Genomic DNA, 19,840 nt, shown 5'->3' with positions numbered 1-19,840 from the left:
CGCGAATGCGGTGTATCAGTCGACATCAATTTTGACTGATACACCGCATTCGCGAGCAAGCCCGCTCCCACATTGGATCGGCGTTACTTGTTCTTAAGCCGTTTTCCAGGTGATCTCTTCTTCACCATCGGCGCTGATGCGAATCCAGCGATCGGCTGTCTCCTCACCTTCTTCCTCGACCCAGCTGCCCGGTGCGCAACGCACTTCGACGTTCAGCGCGGCAAATGCAGCGCGGGCGCAGGCGATGTCGTCGTCCCATGGGGTCTGGTCGCTTTCCAGGTACAGGCTGTTCCACTTGCCGACGGCTTTTGGCAGCCAGGTCACCGGCACGTTGCCGGCCTTGCACTTGTAGGTCTGGCCCTTCTGGACCCAATCCGTGCATGGACCCAATGCCGCACCGAGCCAGGCGGAAATGGCTTTGTGGTCGACGTCGGCGTCTTTCAGGTAAATCTCGATATCGGGTTGGCGCATGGATGTCCTCACTGCGTGTCTGAAAAATCCATTCGCGGATTTAGCCGGCCTTGAGCCGTTGCCCAAGACCAAAAATGTTTGAAATTATTGAAGAACGAAATAATCGTAGCGCATCGACACGGTGACCTCGAACGGTTCGGCCTGCTCGATCACGGCAGCACGGCGCTCGGCACTGGCGCGCCAGCCGTGGGGCGTCATGGCCAGCAGGTTCGCCCGGTCCTGACCGTTGGCGAGTGTCAGCTTGAATTCCAGAGTTTCGCTGTGCGCCAGCGCCATGCCTTCCGGCACCAGGTCCAGATGCTTGTCATCGATGTATTCGCGGACTTCATCGTACAGCCGCTCGCGCAATTCCATCAGGTGGCCGCTGGTCGGCCCGACTTTCATCAGGCCGCCGCCAACACTGAGCAGGCGTTTGGCTTCTTCCCAATCCAGCGGGCTGAAGACGCTCGCCAGGAATTGGCAACTGCCCGACGCCAACGGCACCCGCGCCATGCTGGCGATCAACCAGGTCAGTTGCGGGTTGCGTTTGCAGGCGCGTTTGACGGCTTCCCGGGAAATATCCAGCGCGTAGCCTTCGGCACTCGGCAAAGCCTCGGCGATTTGCGCGGTGTAGTAACCCTCGCCACAACCGATGTCCAGCCAGCGCTGCGGCGCATAGCTGGCTGCCAGCTCCGCCAGACGCCTGGCAACCGGCGCATAGTGCCCGGCATTCAGGAAGTCGCGGCGGGCTTCGACCATCGCCTGGTTATCCCCAGGGTCGCGGCTGTTCTTGTGCTGCACCGGCAACAGGTTCAGATAACCCTGGCGCGCACGGTCGAAACGATGCCCGGCGGGGCAGACCACGCCGTTGTCCACCGCATTCAGCGGCTCACTGCAGATCGGACACGCAAGCATCAGGCGAGCAACTTGATCAGGGTCTGGTAGTAGATTTCGGTCAGCACGTCGAGATCCGCTGCCAGCACGCGCTCGTTGACCTGGTGGATGGTCGCGTTGACCGGGCCCAGCTCAACCACTTGCGTGCCCATGGTCGCGATGAAGCGCCCGTCGGAGGTGCCACCGCTGGTGGAGGCCTTGGTTTCACGACCGGTGATGTCCTTGATGCTCGATGACACCGCGTCCAGCAGCGCGCCCGGTTCGGTGAGGAACGGCAGGCCGGACAGGGCCCAATCGACGTGCCAGTCCAGGCCATGCTTGTCGAGGATGTCGGCGACGCGCTTTTGCAGGCCTTCGACCGTGGACTCGGTGGAAAAACGGAAGTTGAACACCGCCACCAGGTCACCCGGGATCACGTTGGTCGCGCCGGTGCCGGAGTTGACGTTGGAGATCTGGAAACTGGTCGGCGGGAAGAAATCGTTGCCGTGGTCCCAATGCTCGGCGGCAAGTTCCGCCAATGCCGGGGCAGCGAGGTGGATCGGGTTCTTCGCCAGGTGCGGGTAAGCCACGTGACCTTGCACACCGCGCACGGTCAGCTTGGCGCCAAGGGAGCCGCGACGGCCGTTCTTGACCACGTCACCGACCAGAGTGGTGCTCGACGGTTCGCCGACGATGCACCAGTCCAGACGCTCCTTGCGCGCGGCCAGGCGTTCAACCACCGCCTTGGTGCCGTGGTGCGCCGGGCCTTCTTCGTCGCTGGTGATCAGGAACGCGACCTTGCCTTTGTGACTCGGGTAGTCGGCGACAAAACGCTCGGCGGCCACGGTCATGGCGGCGAGGCTGCCTTTCATGTCGGCGGCGCCACGGCCGCAGAGCATGCCGTGTTCGTCGATCAGGGCGTTGAACGGTTCGATCTGCCAGGCCGCCACCGGGCCGGTCGGGACCACGTCGGTGTGGCCGGCGAAGCACAGCACCGGACCGTCGTCCTGGCCGTGGGTGGCCCAGAAGTTATCCACATCTTCGATGCGCATCGGTTCCAGGGTGAAGCCCGCATCGCCCAGGCGCTGCATCATCTGCTTCTGGCAATCGGCGTCGATCGGCGTCACGGACGGACGGCGGATCAGGTCGATGGCGAGTTGGAGGGTCGGCGAAAGGTCGGCGTGGGCCGTCATGGAAAACTCCGGAATCATGAGGTATGGGCTTGGGCTTCAATGTGGGAGCGGGCTTGCTCGCGAAAGCGGTGTGTCAGTCAACATACCCTTCGACTGTTACAAAGCATTCGCGAGCAAGCCCGCTCCCACAGGGATAGGGCCAAGCCCCGCAAAATGGCGGTTATCTTAAAGCAAAACGGCGACCATTGGCCGCCGTTTAGTGCATCCGCAGAGATTTAGACCGCTGGTGCCGTTTCAGGCTCGGCGGCCGGTTTCGGCAGCGACGACAGGAACGCCATGATCAGCGCCGCCAGATACGGCAGCGACTGCACCAACAGCATGGTGACCCAGAAGCGCATGTCGTTGCTCGGCATGCCGTTGACCAGATAAATCCCCAGCGCCGCGCTCCACAACAGCAGCATGATGAACATCTCTTCCCGGGCTTCCGAAATCGCTACCCAGAAACCATGGTTGTCGGCGTTTTTCGGCGTACGGAAGAACGGAATGCTGCTGGTGAAGAAGCCGTACAGCACCGCTTTGGCGATGGTGTGGGACAACGCCAGACCGGCCAGCGCCGCGCAGAAGGCATCCTTCAAATTCACTCCAACCGCTCGGCGGTAGAGGAAGATGATCTTGGCGACCTTGAACACGAACAGCGCCAACGGCGGGATTGCGAAAATCAGCAACGGCGGATCGACCCGTTGCGGCACGATGATCATCGCCGCCGACCACAACAGCGCACCGACGGTAAAGAAGATGTTCATGCCGTCCGCCACCCACGGCAACCAGCCCGCGAGGAAGTGATAGCGCTGGCCGCGGGTCAGCTCGGTGTCCTTGCCGCGCAGCAGGCTGGCGGTGTGGCGCTTGATGATCTGAATCGCTCCGTAAGCCCAGCGGAAACGCTGTTTCTTGAAGTCGATGAAGGTATCGGGCATCAGGCCTTTGCCGTAGCTGGTGTGGTAATACGCCGCCGACAGGCCTTTCTCGAATACCCGCAGACCCAGCTCGGCGTCTTCACAGATGCACCAGTCGGCCCAGCCCAGCTCTTCGAGCACCGAGCGACGGGTCATGGTCATGGTGCCGTGCTGAATGATCGCGTCACGGTCGTTGCGGGTGACCATGCCGATGTGGAAGAAGCCTTTGTATTCCGCGTAGCAGAGTTTCTTGAACGTGCTTTCGTTCTGGTCGCGGTAATCCTGCGGCGATTGCACCACGGCGATTTTCGGGTCGGCGAAGTGCGGCACCATGTGCTTGAGCCAGTTGCGGTCGACGCAGTAGTCCGAGTCGATCACGGCAATGACTTCGGCATCCTTGGCGGCGTGCGGAATCAGATAGTTCAGCGCGCCGCCCTTGAAACCGGCGAGCGGTGCCACGTGGAAGAACTTGAAGCGCGGGCCGAGGGTGGCGCAGTAGTCGCGCACCGGTTCCCAGACCGCCGGATCCTTGGTGTTGTTGTCGATGATCAGGACTTCGAAATCCGGATAGTCGAGGTTGGCCAGGGCGTTGAGGGTCTGTTTGACCATCTCCGGCGGCTCGTTGTAGCAAGGCACGTGAATCGACACTTTCGGTCGGTAGCTGGAATCACCCTCCACCGGCAAGAATTCGCGCCGGCGTTTGTGCACCCACACGGCTTCGGCCAGTTCATGGGCTTCGGTCAACAGCACGATAAACACCCCGAGCGCACCGAGGGCGAGCAAGAAGCCCACCGTCAGGCTGAACCAGGTGCTGTATTGCTGGCTGTAGTCGTAACCGATCCACACCAGCACCGAACCACAGAGGAACGCGATGAAGGTCAGGAAGGTACGGCCACGCTGGCGCAGCGCCGAACCGTCGATCATCAGCAGGGTCAGCGACAACAGCGCCAATACCACCGAACCAATGGCCAATACGCGCCATTGCGGAATCGCCACCACCGGACCTTCGAAGTTGAATTTCTGCTGGCGTGCGGCGTTGAACACGCCCCAGTAGGCGCCGACGGAGCCTTCGTCGCTGGCTTTCCACGGCTGGTCAAACGCTTCGATCACGAAGTAGTTGAAGCCTTGGCGGTTGAGCTTGTTGACCAGGGTTCGCAGGTAGATCGCCTGGTCTGCCGGCGACGCATCGGCGCCACCGCGCATACGGCCGTTGCTCGGCCAGCCCACTTCGGACAGCAGCAGCGGCTTTTTCGGGAACATCTTTTTCAAGTCACGGGCGCGATCCAGAACGAACTGCTGGGCCTTGTCCACCGGAATGAATTCCCAGTAAGGCAGGACGTGCGCGGCGATCAGGTCGACGTGCTTGGCCAGCTCCGGGTGTTCTTCCCACACGTGCCACTGCTCGGACGTGGTCACGGGCACCTTCACGGCGGCGCGGACACGATCCAGCATGACGCTGAGTTCCTGGGCGGTAATTTCCTTGCGGAAAATCGCTTCGTTGCCGACCACCACGCGAACCACGCTGCGTGAGGAGTTGGCGATTTCAATGGCGCGGGTAATTTCCCGTTCGTTGCGTTCCTGGTCCGGGCTGATCCAGATTCCCAGCGTTACCCGCAAACCGAACTCTTCCGCCAGTTTCGGAATGTCTTGCAGGGAGCCATCGACCGAGTAGATGCGGATGTTGTCCGTCAGCTTGCTCATGATTTCCAGGTCGCGACGCATTTGATCGTCGGTCGGGTACTGGTCTTTCTGCGGGAACTGGCCCTGCTGGAATGGCGAGTACGAGAAGCCGGAGATCTGTTCAGGCCAGTTGGGGGCGGTGACCGGGCGATTGATCAGCGCCCAGAAGCCGGTAAACAAGGCCGCGATGGCGAGCACCACGACCAGGTTGAGTCCAAATTTACGCGATGACATAGCTATTTCGGGTTCCAAAGACTGTGGAACGAAGGAACGGTTGGCGGTCGCCAAGGGGCGCGCATCCTACACCGGGCATTCTCTGGTCGTACAGCAGACAGGGAATTGCCGGACATTGGGCAATCCAAGTCGCTTTAAGTTCTTTCGTTAGAGCCCGTAAGACAAATCTTTGTTCGATGTAGTTTTCTTGGAAGACATCCGTTCGTAGCGCAATGATGCTCTTGGTCGCCAGCGGCCCTATAATGCGCGCCGGTTTTTGGGGTAATGGTCATGAGTACAGAAGATCCGCGGTTTGCTGGCATCGCCCGTTTGTATGGCATTGAAGGCCTTGAGCGCCTGCGCGCTGCCCATGTGGCGATCGTCGGCGTCGGTGGTGTCGGTTCCTGGGCGGCGGAAGCCATGGCCCGTTGTGGCGTGGGCGAGATTTCGCTGTTCGACCTGGACGACGTCTGCGTCAGCAACGCCAATCGTCAGTTGCACGCGCTGGACAGTACCGTCGGCAAGCCCAAGGTCGAAGTGATGGCCGAGCGTCTGCGCGGGATCAATCCCGATTGCACGGTGCACGCGGTGCCTGACTTCGTTACCCGCGACACCATGGCCGAGTACATCACGCCGAACATCGATTGTGTGATCGACTGCATCGACAGCGTCAACGCCAAGGCTGCGCTGATCGCCTGGTGCAAGCGCCGCAAAATCCAGATCATCACCACCGGCGGCGCGGGCGGTCAGATCGATCCGACGCTGATCCAGGTTTGCGACCTCAACCGCACGTTCAATGACCCATTGGCGTCGAAAGTCCGTTCCACGCTGCGCCGCGACTACGGTTTCTCGCGCACCGTGACCCGCCATTACAGCGTGCCGTGCGTGTTTTCCACCGAACAACTGCGCTACCCGAAACCGGACGGCAGCATTTGCCTGCAGAAGAGTTTTGTCGGTGATGGGGTGAAGCTCGACTGTGCCGGCGGGTTTGGCGCAGTGATGATGGTGACGGCGACCTTCGGCATGGTCGCGGCGACCAAGGCTGTGGACAAGATTGTCGCGGGTGTGCGGCGGCCGGCGGATCGCATCAAGCCAGTGGCCTGAAACACAATCCTTGTAGGAGCTGGCTTGCCAGCGAAGGCGGTGTCTCAGACAGACCACATCAACCGCTTCGCTGGCAAGCCAGCTCCTACATTGCGAAGGCGATTAACCGGCCAACTCATTCATTCGCTGAAGTACGGCATTGAGGCCATTGCTACGAGACTGGGACAACTGCCGCCCCAGCCCCAACTGATTGAACCAGTCCGGCAAATCCACCTGCTGCAACTCAGCCGCGGACAACCCGTTGACCCGCGCCAGCAGCAACGCCACCAACCCGCGAATCAACCGTGCATCGCTGTTGGCGCTGAACTGCCAATGACCATCGCGCAATTCGCCCACCAGCCACACCTGGCTTTCACAGCCGTGCACCCGGTTGGCATCACACATTTGCACATCACTCAACGCCGGCAGGCGCTCGCCCCATTGCATCAGCAGGCGTGCGCGTTGTTCCCAGCCGGCAGCCTTCTGAAAGGTGTCCAGTGCCGTCACGGCATCGGCAGGCAGGTTCATCGCAATAGCTCCAGCGCTTGATCCAGGGCTTCAAAGAACCGTTCCAGGTCTTCGGAATCGTTGTACAGCGCCAATGACACCCGAATCGCCCCGGCCAGTTCAAAGCGTTTGAGCAGCGGCATGGCGCAGTGATGACCGGCGCGGACCGCAATCCCTTGTTCGGTCAGCAAATGTGCCAGATCGGAGTTATGCACACCCTCGACGATAAAACTGGCCAGTGCCACGTGCGGTTTGCCCAGCAGGCGGATGCCGTTGCGCGCCTCAAGCCCCTTGAGCAGACAGTCATGCAGCACAGCTTCATGGGCGGACACGGCGTCCTGATCGAGCCCAGCGAGGTAATCCAGGGTCGCTCCCAGGCCGATCACACTGGCAATCGGTGGTGTCCCGGCCTCAAAGCCCAGTGGTGCCGGGCGAAAGCGGGCGTCGTGGTAATTGGCGTCCAGCACCATCTCACCGCCGAATTGCCACGGGCGCAGTTGTTGCAGCGCTTCATGGCGTCCGAACAGCACGCCCAGGCCATCGGGCCCGTAGAGTTTGTGGCTGGAGAACACATAAAAATCACAGCCCAGCGCTTGCACGTCGTGGCGGCCATGGACCACGCCCTGGGCGCCGTCGATCACGGTCAGGGCGTTGTGCGCCTTGGCCAGTGCCAGCAATTCGGTTAGCGGCTGCCACGCGCCAATCACGTTGGACAATTGACTGACGGCCAGCAGGCGTGTGCGTGGGCCGATCAATCCGGCGGCGGCTTCAAGGTCGATCACACCGTCGGCATCCAGCGGCAGGATCACCAGTTTCAGGTCGCGACGGTGCGCCAGTTGCTGCCACGGCAGCAGGTTGGCGTGGTGTTCCAGGGCGCTGATGACAATCTCGTCGCCCGGATTGAAAAGATGTTCCAGGCCATAGGCCAGGAGATTCAGCGCGGACGTCGCGCCGTGGGTAAAGATGATCTGCCCACAGTCGCTGGCGTTGAGCCATTGCGCGGCTTTGCGGCGGCTGTCTTCGAAAGCCTGGGTGGCGTGAGCGCCGGGCAAGTGCTGCGCCCGATGCACGTTGGCCGCGCCGTTGGCGTAGTAATGCGCCAGGGCATCCAGCAGGGCTTGAGGTTTTTGCGTGGTGGCGGCGTTGTCCAGATAGGTCTGGCCTTGTCGCTGCAGGGCGGCGATGGCCGGAAAATCGGCGCGCCAGGGAGAAAGAATCATCATGCTATCGGGCCCTGGTGAGGGTACGCCGTACCCATGTAGGAGCGAGCTTGCTCGCGATGGACGCATGGACGACGCGTGCTGTCTGTTGCCGCGTGTAATCGTTGACGTCCATCGCGAGCAAGCTCGCTCCTACACAGGTGATCGTGTAACGCTTAGTTGTGAGCGTGCAGCGCTTCGTTCAGTTCGATGGCCGATTTGTGGGTTTTGCATTCCACGGCACCGGTCTCCGAATTGCGACGGAACAGCAGGTCAGGCTGGCCGGCCAGTTCACGGGCCTTGACCACTTTGACCAGTTGATTGTTTTCGTCCAGCAGTGCGACTTTGGTGCCGGCAGTCACATACAGGCCCGACTCAACGGTATTGCGGTCGCCCAACGGGATACCGATACCGGCGTTGGCGCCGATCAGGCAGCCTTCGCCAACCTTGATCACGATGTTGCCACCGCCCGACAGGGTGCCCATGGTCGAGCAGCCGCCGCCCAGGTCCGAACCCTTGCCGACGAACACGCCAGCGGACACGCGGCCTTCGATCATGCCAGGGCCTTCGGTGCCGGCGTTGAAGTTGATGAAACCTTCGTGCATCACAGTGGTGCCTTCACCCACGTAGGCGCCCAGGCGCAGACGTGCGGCATCAGCGATACGCACGCCGGCCGGTACCACGTAGTCGGTCATTTTCGGGAACTTGTCCACCGAGAACACTTCCAGCAGCTCGCCACGCAGACGGGCTTCGAGTTGCAGTTCGGCCAGTTCGCTCAGGTCGACCGCGCCCTGGCTGGTCCAGGCCACGTTCGGCAGCAGCGGGAAAATCCCGGCCAGGTTCAGGCCGTGTGGCTTGACCAGGCGATGGCTCAGCAGGTGCAGCTTGAGGTAGGCCTCCGGGGTGGACGACAGCTGGGCGTCTTCAGCCAGCAAGGTGGCAACCAGCGGCTTGTGGCTCTCGGCCAGCCGGGTCAGCAGGGCAGCCTGGGCAGCGTCGACGCCTTTGAGGGCTTCAGCCAGTTGCGAGGCCTGGGCGGTACTGAATGCGATGGCCTGATTGCCTTCGGTGTAGCCCAGGATCGGTGCGATAGCGGCGACGACTTCAGCCGATGGCTTGAGTACCGGGGCGGCGTAGAACACTTCCAGCCATGCGCCTTGACGGTTTTGAGTGCCGACGCCGAAGGCCAGGCTGAACAGGGTAGTGGACATGTGTATACCTCTAACAAAATTGAACGGGCTGCTTACTTGAGCGCGGCCGCGTAGATATCTGGCTTGAAGCCAATCAGGGTTCGGTCACCGAGATCGAGCACCGGGCGCTTGATCATCGAGGGTTGTGCGAGCATCAGTTCGATGGCTTTCGTCTGGTCGAGATCGGCTTTGCGTTCGTCGTCGAGCTTGCGAAAGGTCGTGCCTGCACGGTTCAACACCACTTCCCAGCCGTGCTCGCTGCACCATTGGGTCAGGTGTTCACGGTCGATTCCGACCGTTTTGTAATCATGAAAGTCATAGCTGACAGCGTGTTCATCGAGCCAGGTGCGCGCCTTTTTCATGGTGTCGCAGGCTTTGATGCCGAAAAGGTGCAACGTTTTGCTTGAAACGGTCAAGGAATTGCCCCCTTTGCAGGTGCCGTAAATGAAAGGTGACGGATTATGCCATGACCGGATGGTTTCGCGGCGGCTATGGTCGGGTTTGTATTTGTGTCCGGGCATAGAACCTTGTAGGAGCGAGCTTGCTCGCGATGAACCTGAGAGCGCCGCGGGGTGTCAGGCATGCAGCGTCATCGTTAACGACCATCGCGAGCGAGCTCGCTCCTACAGGGGGGTTGTGGTTCAGGCTTGCGACATTGGTGCAAGGGTCATCAGGAAGTCTAAGCGGCTAATATGGCACTTCAACGCTGTCGATTGTCCGGGAACCACGCTTTATGCAATCCGCCTACACCGTCCTGTTCCTGTTCCTACCGCCGCTGTTGTTCTACGACGGCCGCCGAATTCAAGGCGCGAATCATGTCCGAGTATCGCCATCAGTTGGAGGTGCTCAACGATTCCGCCGAGGCGCAGGCTCTGGCCTTTCAGATGGACTTGCTGGAGCGGCGGCTGCGGGTGAAAGCGCTGCGCGCGCAGCGCCTGGAGTTATACAGCCTCAGCCGTCATCACCAGATCGGCGATGACGTGTTGCGTGAGGTGTTGGGGGAGCTGGATTTGAGCGAGGCGAAGTTGGGACAGGTCAAATAGCGCTCCGCATGGGGGCGACTCAGGGGTAAATTCGGCGGGCGAATGCAATATCCCCGGCGCTCAGTTGTGTATTCAAGGGTTGATGCCAATCGCCGAGGGTGCATTCGTTTGGTATTTCATAATGCATGATCGAATGTCGGTCGTAGGGCGTATAGGTTTGATCGGTCTTTTGCTCGAGGGGAAAGATATTGCTGTCGACCAAGTCTTTGGACATCCCGTAGCGTTGCTGAAACCACTGATAGGTTTTTTCTCTATCCCACGGAATGTTCGCGTCAGGATGCTGATGTTCGTGTGCCAACCCCAGCGCGTGGCCAAACTCATGCAATACAATAGATTCATAACCTTCCCATGTGTGGTTGGTTCCCAAGAACATGGTTGGCTGATCAGGCGGGGTCAATAATGCATCTGTTCCGACTGATGAACTCGCGAGACCGTTGTAGTGAGGTAATAGATCAATGCGAATGTCACCTTCATAGAGTTCAATGTTGTCGCTGAGTTCTATAAATTCAAACGTCAAGTTGACATGGATGGCCCACTTGTTTATGGCGTCTTTAATTATATCGAACGAACCATCGTCAAACTGCGATATGGCGATCGTTAATGTTCTACCTGATTTCCAGAATTTAGTATGCTCGCCGACGGATCTTTTCTTTCTTCCGCCAGGCCCGCTAGTGGAGTTTGCCGGATTTTCGGTGATAGCGGCTTGATAAGAAGCAATGGGGTCTGCAGGTGCAAAGGTTGTACAGCAAGTAATGTTTGTCATGACTAAACTTCCGTGTTTTGTGTAAGGTAGTTTAAAAAAACTCAAGGGTTTGGTTTGAACTGCATTAGGTTGCAACGGAAGGTTAGTTTGAAGTGTGTGTGATAATAAAGTGCGTTTTAAGTCTGCACTGTTACTGCGTGTTAGTTTCGGCCTGCGATGCATTGCACAACGCAGGCCGTTATCAATTACTTGTTGCGAGTCACAAAGGCACGAATGCGTTCAGCCGCCTCCACGCATTCCGCCAACGGCGCAACCAACGCCATGCGCACACGCCCGGCTCCCGGGTTTACGCCATCGACATCCCGCGACAGGTATGAGCCTGGCACCACGGTCACGTGCTCCTGTTCAAACAGATCACGGCAGAACGCCGCGTCATCACCTTCAACATTCGGCCACAGGTAGAAGCTGCCATCAGGACGCTGCACATCCATTACCGGACTGAGGATTTCCAGCACTGCATCAAACTTCTCGCGGTACAGCGCGCGGTTGGCGCGTACATGCACTTCGTCATTCCATGCAGCAACACTGGCCAGTTGCGTTTGAACCGGCATCGCGCAGCCGTGGTAGGTGCGATAGAGCAGGAAACCCTTGAGGATATCGGCATCGCCGGCGACAAAACCCGAACGCAGTCCTGGCAAATTGGAACGCTTGGACAGGCTGTGGAACACCACGCAACGCTTGAAGTCCTTGCGACCCAGTTCCGTGCAAGCGCTGAGCAGGCCGGGTGGCGGGGTTTGTTCGTCGAAGTACAGTTCGCTGTAACACTCGTCCGCGGCAATCACGAAGTCGTATTCGTCAGCCAGAGCGATCAGTTTCTTCAAGGTTTCGACCGGGATCAGTGCGCCGGTCGGGTTGCCTGGCGAGCACAGGAACAGGATCTGGCAGCGTTTCCAGATGTCTGGCGACACGGCATCGAAGTCCGGATTGAAGCCGTTTTCATCCAGGCATGGCAGATAGTGCGGCTTGGCGCCGGCGAGGAACGCTGCGCCTTCGTAGATCTGATAGAACGGGTTCGGGCTGACCACCAGGGCATCGTCGCCACGGTTGACCACGGTCTGGGTGAAGGCGAACAGCGCTTCGCGGGTGCCGTTGACCGGCAGCACGTTGCGCGCCGGGTCGATCCAGCCGTTGGGAACGCCGAAACGACGCTCGCACCAGGCGGCGATGGCTTCACGCAGCTCCGGGATGCCGAGTGTAGTCGGGTACACCGCCATTTTTTCCAGATTGCTGGCCAGGGCTTCGGCGACGAAGCTCGGCGAACGGTGCTTCGGCTCGCCGATGGACAATGCGATCGGGCGCTTGTCCGGGTTCGGCGTCACGCTGCCAAGCAGGGCGCGGAGCTTTTCGAAGGGGTAGGGCTGGAGCTGTGACAGAGCGTTGTTCATGGGGGCCTCGTTCAATGTGGGAGCGGGCAAACCTGTAGGAGCTGGCTTGCCAGCGATGGTCGTTAACGATAACGCGCGCTTAGCGGATAAACGCGGCGTTTTTGAGTTCATCGCTGGCAAGCCAGCTCCTACAAGGGGCGGGCTCATTCCCACAGGGGGGATTCGTTGATTCAGATACTGATGCGCGACAGTTTGATATCGGGTTCCTGGTTGACGCTCAACTGCTCGACAATTGCATCCTGTAACCGGCTGCACAGCAACGGGTCGGACAACGGCTGATTGTTCGCGTCGGTGATGAAGAACACGTCTTCCACACGCTCGCCGAGGGTGGCGATCTTGGCATTTTGCAGTGACAGGTCGAACTCCAGGAAAATCGTGCCGATCCGCGCCAGCAGGCCCGGGCGGTCGGGAGCGGTGAGTTCGAGCACCGTCACCTGGCGCTGGGCGTCGTTGTGGATCGTCACCTGCGGCGCAAAGGCGAAATGCTTGAGCTGGCGCGGCACCCGGCGCTGGATGATGGTCGGGTAGTCGTCCGGGTTGCGCAGGGCTTCGGTGAGGCCGTCGCGGATTTGCTTGGTGCGTGCCGGGTTGTCGCCAATCGAGTCGCCGTCGGCGTCGAGCACGATATAGGTGTCGAGGGTGAACTGGCTGCTGGAGGTGATGATCCGGGCGTCGTGAATGTTCAGGTTGAGCTGGTCCATCGCGGCCACGGTCACGGCAAAGAAGTCGTGCTGGTCCGGGGCGTAGATGAAGATCTGCGTACCACCTTCGAACTCGCGCTGGGTGGTTTCCTTGATCAGCACCAGTGGTCCGCCATCGGCCGGTTGCTGGAGGATCGCATCGCTGTGCCAGGCGACGTCGCCGGCGGTGTGACGCAGGAAATAGTCATCACCCAATTGCGACCAAAGCTGCTCGACGTCGTCCGGGTCGGTGCCGCCACGCACCAGGATATCCAGGGCGGCGCGCTGGGTCTGGCGGATCTGCTCTTCGCGATCCACCGGGTTTTCCAGGCCCCGACGCAACGCGCGCTTGGTCTCGGTATAGAGCTGGCGCAGCAGGCTGGCACGCCAGGAGTTCCACAGTGTCGGGTTGGTGGCGTTGATGTCGGCGACGGTCAGCACATAGAGGTAGTCGAGGCGGGTTTCGTCGCCGACGATCTGGGCGAAATCGTGGATGACCTGCGGGTCGGACAAGTCCTTGCGCTGGGCGGTGGTCGACATCACCAGGTGGTTTTGCACCAGCCACACGATCAGGCGGCTGTCCCACGTGGGCAGTTGATGGCGCTGGCAGAAGGCCTCGGCATCCACTGCGCCGATGTCCGAGTGATCGCCATGCCGGCCTTTGCCGATGTCGTGGTACAGCCCCGCCATGTAGATCAACTCTGGCTTGGGCAGCTTGGCCATGAGCTTGGCGGCCAGCGGGAATTTTTCCGACACCTGGGTGTACTGCAATTTACGCAGGTGTTTGATCAGGTTCAGGGTGTGCGCGTCGACCGTATAGATGTGGAACAGGTCGTGTTGCATCTGCCCGACGATAAAACCGAATTCGGGCAGATAGCGCCCCAGGATGCCGTAACGGTTCATTCGCCGCAGGTTACGGTGGATACCGATCTTGCATTTGAACAATTCGATAAACAGGCTGGTGTTGCGAATATCGTTGCGGAAGTCGTCGTCGATCAGGTGACGGTTTTCCCGTAGCAGACGAATGGTGTCGGCGCGAACGCCTTTGATTTCCGGCTGCTGGGCCATCAGCACGAAAATTTCGAGCATGGCGAAGGGGGTACGGCGAAAGACGTTGTCGTTGCGTGCTTCGATGTAGCCATCATGCAACTGGAAACGTGAGTTGATCGGCTGCGGTGGCGCTTCGTCTTCCGGCGCGAGGATGACTTCCTCGAAGTGCTGGATGATCAGGTCGCTGAGCTGGGCGATGCTCATCACGACCCGGTAATACTGCTGCATGAAATTTTCGATGGCTTGCTTGGCGTCATCGCCTTTGAAGCCCAGCAGCCCGGCAATGGTGCGCTGGTGATCGAACAGCAGGCGATCTTCGGAGCGGCCAGCCAACATGTGCAGGGCATAGCGAACCTTCCACAGGAACTCCTGGGAAGAGGCGAGCAGGGCATTTTCGCTCTCGACCAGGAATCCTTCACCGGCCAGTGCCCGCAAGTTCAGGGTGCCGTACTCGCGACGGGCGACCCACAGAATCGTCTGGATATCCCGCAGGCCGCCGGGTGAGCCCTTGACGTTGGGTTCCAGGTTGTATTCGGTGTCGTTGTACTTGTGGTGGCGGGCCTTTTGTTCGGCACGCTTGGCCAGGAAGAAGTCCTTGCTTGGCCACATGTGCGCGGTGCTGGTGACGTCCAGCATGCGCTGGCGCAAATGTTCGGGGCCGGCGATGGTGCGGCTTTCCATCAGGTTGGTGACGACCGTCAGGTCGGCACGGGCCTCGACGGCGCACTCGTCGACCGAGCGAACGCTCTGACCGACCTCCAGGCCGATGTCCCACAACAGCGTCAGAAAACGCTCGATGGAATCGCGGAAAACTTCGTGGTCGGCGCTGTCCAGCAGGATCAGCAAATCGATATCGGAATAAGGGTGCAGTTCACCACGGCCGTAGCCACCGACCGCGACCAGCGCGATATCGGCTTCGGAACTCAAGCTGAACTGCTCCCAGGCCTTTTGCAGGATGTTATCGACGAACCAGGCGCGATCCTCGATCAGCCGGCGAATGTCGCGGCCGCTGCGAAAGCGCGTGTCGAGCACCTCGCGGGCCTGGCGGATCGCCTTCTTGAAGGCCGCGATCGGGCTTGCCTTCAGGGCCAGTTCAGCCTGGAACTGACCGCGGTCGAAGAGTTCGGGATCCACCTGCGGCATCGATTGGCTTTCCTTTCTATAAGCGAGGTACGGGGATCAGGCCGAAACGCGAGGGATGGTGTCATCGCTGCGCAGGGTGAAGATCTCGTAACCGGTTTCGGTCACCAGCAGGGTGTGCTCCCACTGTGCCGAGAGCTTGCGGTCCTTGGTGATCGCGGTCCAGCCGTCGCCCAGTACCTTGGTGTCGGCCTTGCCCTGGTTGATCATCGGCTCGATGGTGAAGGTCATGCCGGCCTTGAGCTCCATTCCGGTGCCAGCGCGACCGTAGTGCAGGATCTGCGGCTCTTCGTGGAACACCTTGCCGATACCGTGGCCGCAGAATTCGCGAACCACCGAGAATCCGTTCTTTTCCGCGTGCTTCTGGATGATTTCGCCGATATCGCCCAGGCGGCAGCCGGGTTTGACGATTTCAATCGCCTTGTACATGCATTCCTGGGTCACCTGGGACAGGCGCTCGGCCCAGACCGGCACCGTGCCGACGTGGAACATGCGGCTGGTGTCGCCGTGGTAGCCGTCCTTGATGACGGTGACGTCGATGTTCAGGGTGTCGCCGTCTTTCAGCGGCTTGTCGTTCGGGATGCCGTGACAGACCACGTGGTTGATCGACGTGCAGATCGACTTTGGATAGCCCTTGTAGTTGAGCGGGGCAGGGATGGCTTTCTGCTCGTTGACAATGTAGTCGTGGCAGATCTGGTTCAGCTGATCGGTAGTAACGCCCGGCTTGACGTATTCGGCAATCATTTCCAGCACATCGGCGGCCAGTTTGCCGGCGATGCGCATTTTGGCGATATCCTCGGGGGTTTTGAGGGTGACGGTCATACAGGCTCTCTCTGCGCCCGGCGGCGCTTTCTAAACGGAAAGGGCTTTGCGCGATCGAACTTCGCGGCCCTGAAAAATGCGATTCTACCAGACGATCAGCGCAAATCTGCGCCTGTGTGCATCGCTTCTCTCTATAGAATGGTGCATTCTTGGCGGATTCCAAGGGACGGAGCAAAGCGCTCGCCAGGATTTCAGAATCCGGGTTCCGTTTTGCCCTGCCTTATGGTATAAAATGCGCCGCTTTCCGGGGATGTCCCGAAAAGCCTAAATCCACACACGTGTCGACACGATGACCTGGGTGCCTTCAGCTGATGCTGCTGGTTGGTCATTGGGATACGTGGAGGCCAAACCCGACTTATTAAGGAACTATCATGTCCCAAGTCAACATGCGCGATATGCTGAAGGCCGGTGTGCACTTCGGTCACCAGACCCGTTACTGGAACCCGAAAATGGGCAAGTACATTTTCGGCGCGCGTAACAAGATCCACATCATCAACCTTGAAAAAACCCTGCCAATGTTCAACGAAGCTCTGACTTTCGTAGAGCGTCTGGCCCAGGGCAAAAACAAGATTCTGTTCGTCGGCACCAAGCGTTCCGCTGGCAAGATCGTTGCTGAAGAAGCAGCACGTTGCGGTTCGCCGTACGTCGATCACCGCTGGTTGGGCGGCATGCTGACCAACTTCAAAACCATCCGTGCTTCCATCAAGCGTCTGCGTGACCTTGAAGTTCAAGCCGAAGACGGTACTTTCGCCAAGCTGACCAAGAAAGAAGCGCTGATGCGCACTCGTGACCTGGAAAAGCTGGATCGTTCCCTGGGTGGTATCAAGGACATGGGCGGTCTGCCGGACGCTCTGTTCGTAATCGACGTTGATCACGAGCGCATCGCGATCACCGAAGCCAACAAGCTGGGCATCCCGGTTATCGGCGTAGTCGATACCAACAGCAGCCCGGAAGGCGTTGACTACATCATCCCAGGCAACGATGACGCAATCCGCGCTATCCAGCTGTACATGGGTTCGATGGCTGACGCTGTCATCCGCGGTCGCAACAATGTTGCCGGCGGCACCGAAGTATTCGTTGAAGAAACTCCGGTAGCAGCAGCTGAGTAATTGACGCCTTGGCGTTGACTCAGTAAGCAAAAAGGGGGCTTGGCCCCCTTTTTGCCACCTCGAAAACCATTTGTCGGTGCCCACCGCTCTATCTGTAACGTGCGGCAGCTAACAAGGGTGGTTCGGGAAGAATTGATCGCCCGTTCGATCGGGTGGAATGGTTGAAAACCTATCCAAGAGGATTTTGAAATGGCAGAGATTACTGCAGCGTTGGTCAAAGAACTGCGCGAGCGTACTGGCGAAGGCATGATGGACTGCAAAAAGGCCTTGACCAAGGCTGGCGGCGACATCGAGAAAGCAATTGATGACATGCGTGCTTCGGGCGCCATCAAGGCTGCCAAGAAAGCCGGTAACGTTGCCGCTGAAGGCGCAATCGCCATCAAGGCTGACGACAAGGCAGCCGTGCTGCTGGAAGTTAACTCGCAGACCGACTTCCTGGCCCTGCAAGACGACTTCAAAAACTTCGTTGCTGCCAGCGTAGAAAAAGCCTTCGACGAAAAACTGACCGACGCAGCTCCGCTGATCGCCGCTCAGGAAGCAGCTCGTGAAGCCCTGGTGGCCAAAGTTGGCGAAAACGTCAACATCCGTCGCCTGGTGCGCGTAGAGGGTGACGTTGTCGGCACCTACCTGCACGGTAACAAGATCGGTGTTGCTGTTGTTCTCAAGGGCGGTGATGTTCAGCTGGCCAAAGAGATCGCCATGCACGTGGCGGCAAGCAACCCTGAGTTCCTGCTGCCATCGCAGGTTTCGCCAGAAGCCATCGAGCGCGAGAAGGGCGTTTTCCTGACCCTGAACGAAGACAAGATGAAAGGCAAGCCAGCTGAAATCGTCGAGAAGATGATCGCCGGCCGTATCACCAAGTTCCTGGCTGAAGCCAGCCTGGTCGAGCAAGCTTTCGTCATGAATCCGGAAGTCACCGTAGGTGCCTTGGCCAAGAAAGCCGGCGCTGAAATCGTTTCCTTCACCTACTTCAAAGTCGGCGAAGGCATCGAGAAGCCAGTGGACAACTTCGCAGAAGAAGTTGCTGCCCAGCTGGCTGCCGCCAAGCAATAAGACGGTTTTTTAACTGTCGCCCAGAAGAGGCTGCCCGCTCACGCGCGCAGCCTCTTTTCAGATGGGGCACCAATTTTTATTGGTTTCCTTTTGGAACTGGCTTACAAAGCCATGTTCCGATGGCGCTGAAGCAGCGCCAAGCTAGAGTGAGCGCCAGCTGTAAACAGCTCGCAAAGAATTTTTAAAATACGCCGCAGGAGAGATTCGCAATGGCTCAGCAGGGCAGTGGTTATCAGGCTCGCTATAAACGCATTCTACTCAAGCTTAGCGGCGAGGCCCTGATGGGCTCGGAAGAGTTCGGGATCGACCCGAAAGTTCTGGATCGCATGGCATTGGAAGTTGGCCAACTGGTCGGCATCGGTGTTCAGGTCGGTCTGGTTATCGGTGGTGGCAACCTGTTCCGCGGTGAAGCGCTGAGCAAGGCTGGCATGGACCGGGTCACCGGCGACCACATGGGCATGCTGGCCACTGTGATGAACGCCCTGGCCATGCGCGACGCCCTTGAGCGCGCCAACATTTCGGCCATCGTGATGTCCGCTATTTCCATGGTTGGCGTGACCGATCATTATGATCGCCGCAAGGCCATGCGCCACTTGAACTCCAAGGACGTGGTGATTTTCGCGGCCGGTACCGGCAACCCGTTCTTTACGACGGATTCGGCTGCCTGCCTGCGTGCAATCGAAATCGATGCCGATGTCGTGCTCAAGGCGACCAAGGTCGATGGTGTCTACACCGCTGACCCGTTCAAAGACCCGCATGCCGAGAAGTTCGATCATCTGACCTACGATGAAGTGCTGGATCGCAAGCTGGGTGTGATGGATCTGACGGCCATTTGCCTGTGTCGCGACCACAAGATGCCGCTACGCGTATTTAACATGAACAAGCCCGGCGCCCTGCTGAACATCGTGCATGGTGGCGCTGAAGGGACCCTGATCGAGGAAGGCCAACAATGATCAACGAAATCAAGAAAGACGCTAAAGAGCGCATGCAGAAGTCCGTGGAATCGCTGGCGCACAACTTCGGTCGCATCCGTACCGGTCAGGCGCACCCGAGCATCCTGGAAGGCGTGATGGTGCCGTACTACGGCTCCGACACCCCGATCAAGCAAGTGGCCAACATCACCGTCAAAGACGCCCGTACCCTGCAAGTCGTTGCTTTCGAGCGCAACATGCTGGGCGCCGTCGACAAGGCAATCGGCAGTGCAGGTCTGAACCTGAACCCGACCAACCTTGGTGAGCTGCTGCTGATCAGCATGCCGGCCCTGACTGAAGAAACCCGTCGCGGTTTCACCAAGCAGGCTCGCGATGTGGCTGAAGATGCCCGTGTTGCCGTGCGCAACATCCGTCGCGATGCAAACAGCTCGCTGAAGGATCTGGTCAAGGAAAAGGAAATCAGCGAAGACGAAGAGCGTCGCGCCACTGGCGAGATCGACGATCTGACCAAGAAGTTCGTAGCTGAAATCGACGCTAAGTTGGCGGAGAAAGAAAAAGACCTGATGGCCGTATAAGGGTCGC

General features: G+C 59.3%; 17 protein-coding genes and 2 pseudogenes. 6 read left to right on the top strand and 13 right to left on the bottom strand.

Features of this window, described 5'->3' with window-relative positions; all coding sequences use genetic code 11:
- Positions 1-93: 93 nt before the first annotated feature.
- From AC07XF_RS15625 to AC07XF_RS15610, 4 genes are all read right to left on the bottom strand, one after another.
- A complete protein-coding gene (locus tag AC07XF_RS15625; protein WP_223442721.1) occupies positions 94-471 on the bottom strand; it encodes a hypothetical protein in 378 nt (125 codons plus the stop codon).
- 84 nt (positions 472-555) lie between these two features.
- The gene (locus AC07XF_RS15620; RefSeq protein ID WP_495027183.1) at positions 556-1,365 is read right to left on the bottom strand and encodes a putative RNA methyltransferase; all 810 of its coding nucleotides are present in this window, start codon (positions 1,363-1,365) and stop codon (positions 556-558) included.
- Complete coding sequence (gene dapE / locus AC07XF_RS15615) at positions 1,365-2,516, bottom strand: succinyl-diaminopimelate desuccinylase (protein ID WP_495027182.1); 1,152 nt, start codon at positions 2,514-2,516, stop codon at positions 1,365-1,367. Before dapE ends, AC07XF_RS15620 begins: the two co-directional genes overlap by 1 nt.
- A gap of 215 nt (positions 2,517-2,731) precedes the next feature.
- Positions 2,732-5,323: a glycosyltransferase gene (locus AC07XF_RS15610; protein WP_495027181.1), complete on the bottom strand. Its 2,592-nt coding sequence runs from the start codon at positions 5,321-5,323 to the stop codon at positions 2,732-2,734.
- A gap of 264 nt (positions 5,324-5,587) precedes the next feature.
- Between AC07XF_RS15610 and tcdA the strand changes: the two genes are divergently transcribed.
- Positions 5,588-6,406: a tRNA cyclic N6-threonylcarbamoyladenosine(37) synthase TcdA gene (tcdA, locus tag AC07XF_RS15605; RefSeq protein WP_495027180.1), complete on the top strand. Its 819-nt coding sequence runs from the start codon at positions 5,588-5,590 to the stop codon at positions 6,404-6,406.
- A 102-nt stretch (positions 6,407-6,508) separates the two neighbouring features.
- Here tcdA and AC07XF_RS15600 read toward each other — a convergent pair whose 3' ends face one another.
- The 5 genes and pseudogenes from AC07XF_RS15600 to AC07XF_RS15580 form a co-directional block, all read right to left on the bottom strand.
- Complete coding sequence (locus tag AC07XF_RS15600; protein ID WP_495027179.1) at positions 6,509-6,913, bottom strand: SufE family protein; 405 nt, start codon at positions 6,911-6,913, stop codon at positions 6,509-6,511.
- Positions 6,910-8,115: an aminotransferase class V-fold PLP-dependent enzyme gene (locus tag AC07XF_RS15595; protein ID WP_495027178.1), complete on the bottom strand. Its 1,206-nt coding sequence runs from the start codon at positions 8,113-8,115 to the stop codon at positions 6,910-6,912. Before AC07XF_RS15595 ends, AC07XF_RS15600 begins: the two co-directional genes overlap by 4 nt.
- 152 nt (positions 8,116-8,267) lie before the next feature.
- Positions 8,268-9,302: a 2,3,4,5-tetrahydropyridine-2,6-dicarboxylate N-succinyltransferase gene (gene dapD / locus AC07XF_RS15590; RefSeq protein WP_015093756.1), complete on the bottom strand. Its 1,035-nt coding sequence runs from the start codon at positions 9,300-9,302 to the stop codon at positions 8,268-8,270.
- Positions 9,303-9,334: 32 nt separating this feature from the next.
- Positions 9,335-9,697: an ArsC family reductase gene (locus AC07XF_RS15585; protein ID WP_495027177.1), complete on the bottom strand. Its 363-nt coding sequence runs from the start codon at positions 9,695-9,697 to the stop codon at positions 9,335-9,337.
- 106 nt (positions 9,698-9,803) lie between these two features.
- Positions 9,804-9,887: pseudogene (locus AC07XF_RS15580) on the bottom strand (outer membrane lipoprotein carrier protein LolA); the annotation flags it as partial.
- Positions 9,888-10,072: 185 nt separating this feature from the next.
- Between AC07XF_RS15580 and AC07XF_RS15575 the strand changes: the two are divergent.
- Positions 10,073-10,324, top strand: a pseudogene (locus AC07XF_RS15575) (Na+/H+ antiporter); the annotation flags it as partial.
- A gap of 19 nt (positions 10,325-10,343) precedes the next feature.
- Here AC07XF_RS15575 and AC07XF_RS15570 read toward each other — a convergent pair.
- From AC07XF_RS15570 to map, 4 genes are all read right to left on the bottom strand, one after another.
- Complete coding sequence (locus AC07XF_RS15570) at positions 10,344-11,087, bottom strand: M12 family metallopeptidase (protein ID WP_495027176.1); 744 nt, start codon at positions 11,085-11,087, stop codon at positions 10,344-10,346.
- A gap of 185 nt (positions 11,088-11,272) precedes the next feature.
- Positions 11,273-12,472 carry a succinyldiaminopimelate transaminase gene (gene dapC, locus AC07XF_RS15565; protein ID WP_495027175.1) on the bottom strand — a complete coding sequence of 400 codons (1,200 nt, stop codon included), beginning with the start codon at positions 12,470-12,472 and terminating at the stop codon, positions 11,273-11,275.
- 170 nt (positions 12,473-12,642) lie between these two features.
- Positions 12,643-15,345, bottom strand: coding sequence for a [protein-PII] uridylyltransferase (locus tag AC07XF_RS15560; protein WP_495027174.1), 2,703 nt, complete (start codon positions 15,343-15,345; stop codon positions 12,643-12,645).
- Positions 15,346-15,381: 36 nt separating this feature from the next.
- Positions 15,382-16,164: a type I methionyl aminopeptidase gene (gene map / locus AC07XF_RS15555; protein WP_007990276.1), complete on the bottom strand. Its 783-nt coding sequence runs from the start codon at positions 16,162-16,164 to the stop codon at positions 15,382-15,384.
- A 371-nt stretch (positions 16,165-16,535) separates the two neighbouring features.
- On the opposite strand from map, the gene rpsB reads away from it, so the two are divergent.
- The 4 genes from rpsB to frr all read left to right on the top strand — a co-directional run bounded on the left by rpsB (position 16,536) and on the right by frr (position 19,833).
- The gene (rpsB, locus tag AC07XF_RS15550) at positions 16,536-17,273 is read left to right on the top strand and encodes a 30S ribosomal protein S2 (RefSeq protein WP_111281351.1); all 738 of its coding nucleotides are present in this window, start codon (positions 16,536-16,538) and stop codon (positions 17,271-17,273) included.
- Between the two features lie 189 nt (positions 17,274-17,462).
- Positions 17,463-18,326, top strand: coding sequence for a translation elongation factor Ts (gene tsf / locus AC07XF_RS15545; RefSeq protein ID WP_008000045.1), 864 nt, complete (start codon positions 17,463-17,465; stop codon positions 18,324-18,326).
- 209 nt (positions 18,327-18,535) lie between these two features.
- Positions 18,536-19,279, top strand: coding sequence for a UMP kinase (pyrH, locus tag AC07XF_RS15540; protein ID WP_003222124.1), 744 nt, complete (start codon positions 18,536-18,538; stop codon positions 19,277-19,279).
- A complete protein-coding gene (gene frr / locus AC07XF_RS15535; protein ID WP_007978385.1) occupies positions 19,276-19,833 on the top strand; it encodes a ribosome recycling factor in 558 nt (185 codons plus the stop codon). Before pyrH ends, frr begins: the two co-directional genes overlap by 4 nt.
- Positions 19,834-19,840 lie beyond the last annotated feature (7 nt).

The sequence above is a fragment of the Pseudomonas sp. GW821-FHT01C01 genome (assembly GCF_059422645.1).
The sequence above is the reverse complement of the archived record's forward strand: the minus strand, read 5'-3'. Positions and strand labels throughout refer to the sequence as shown.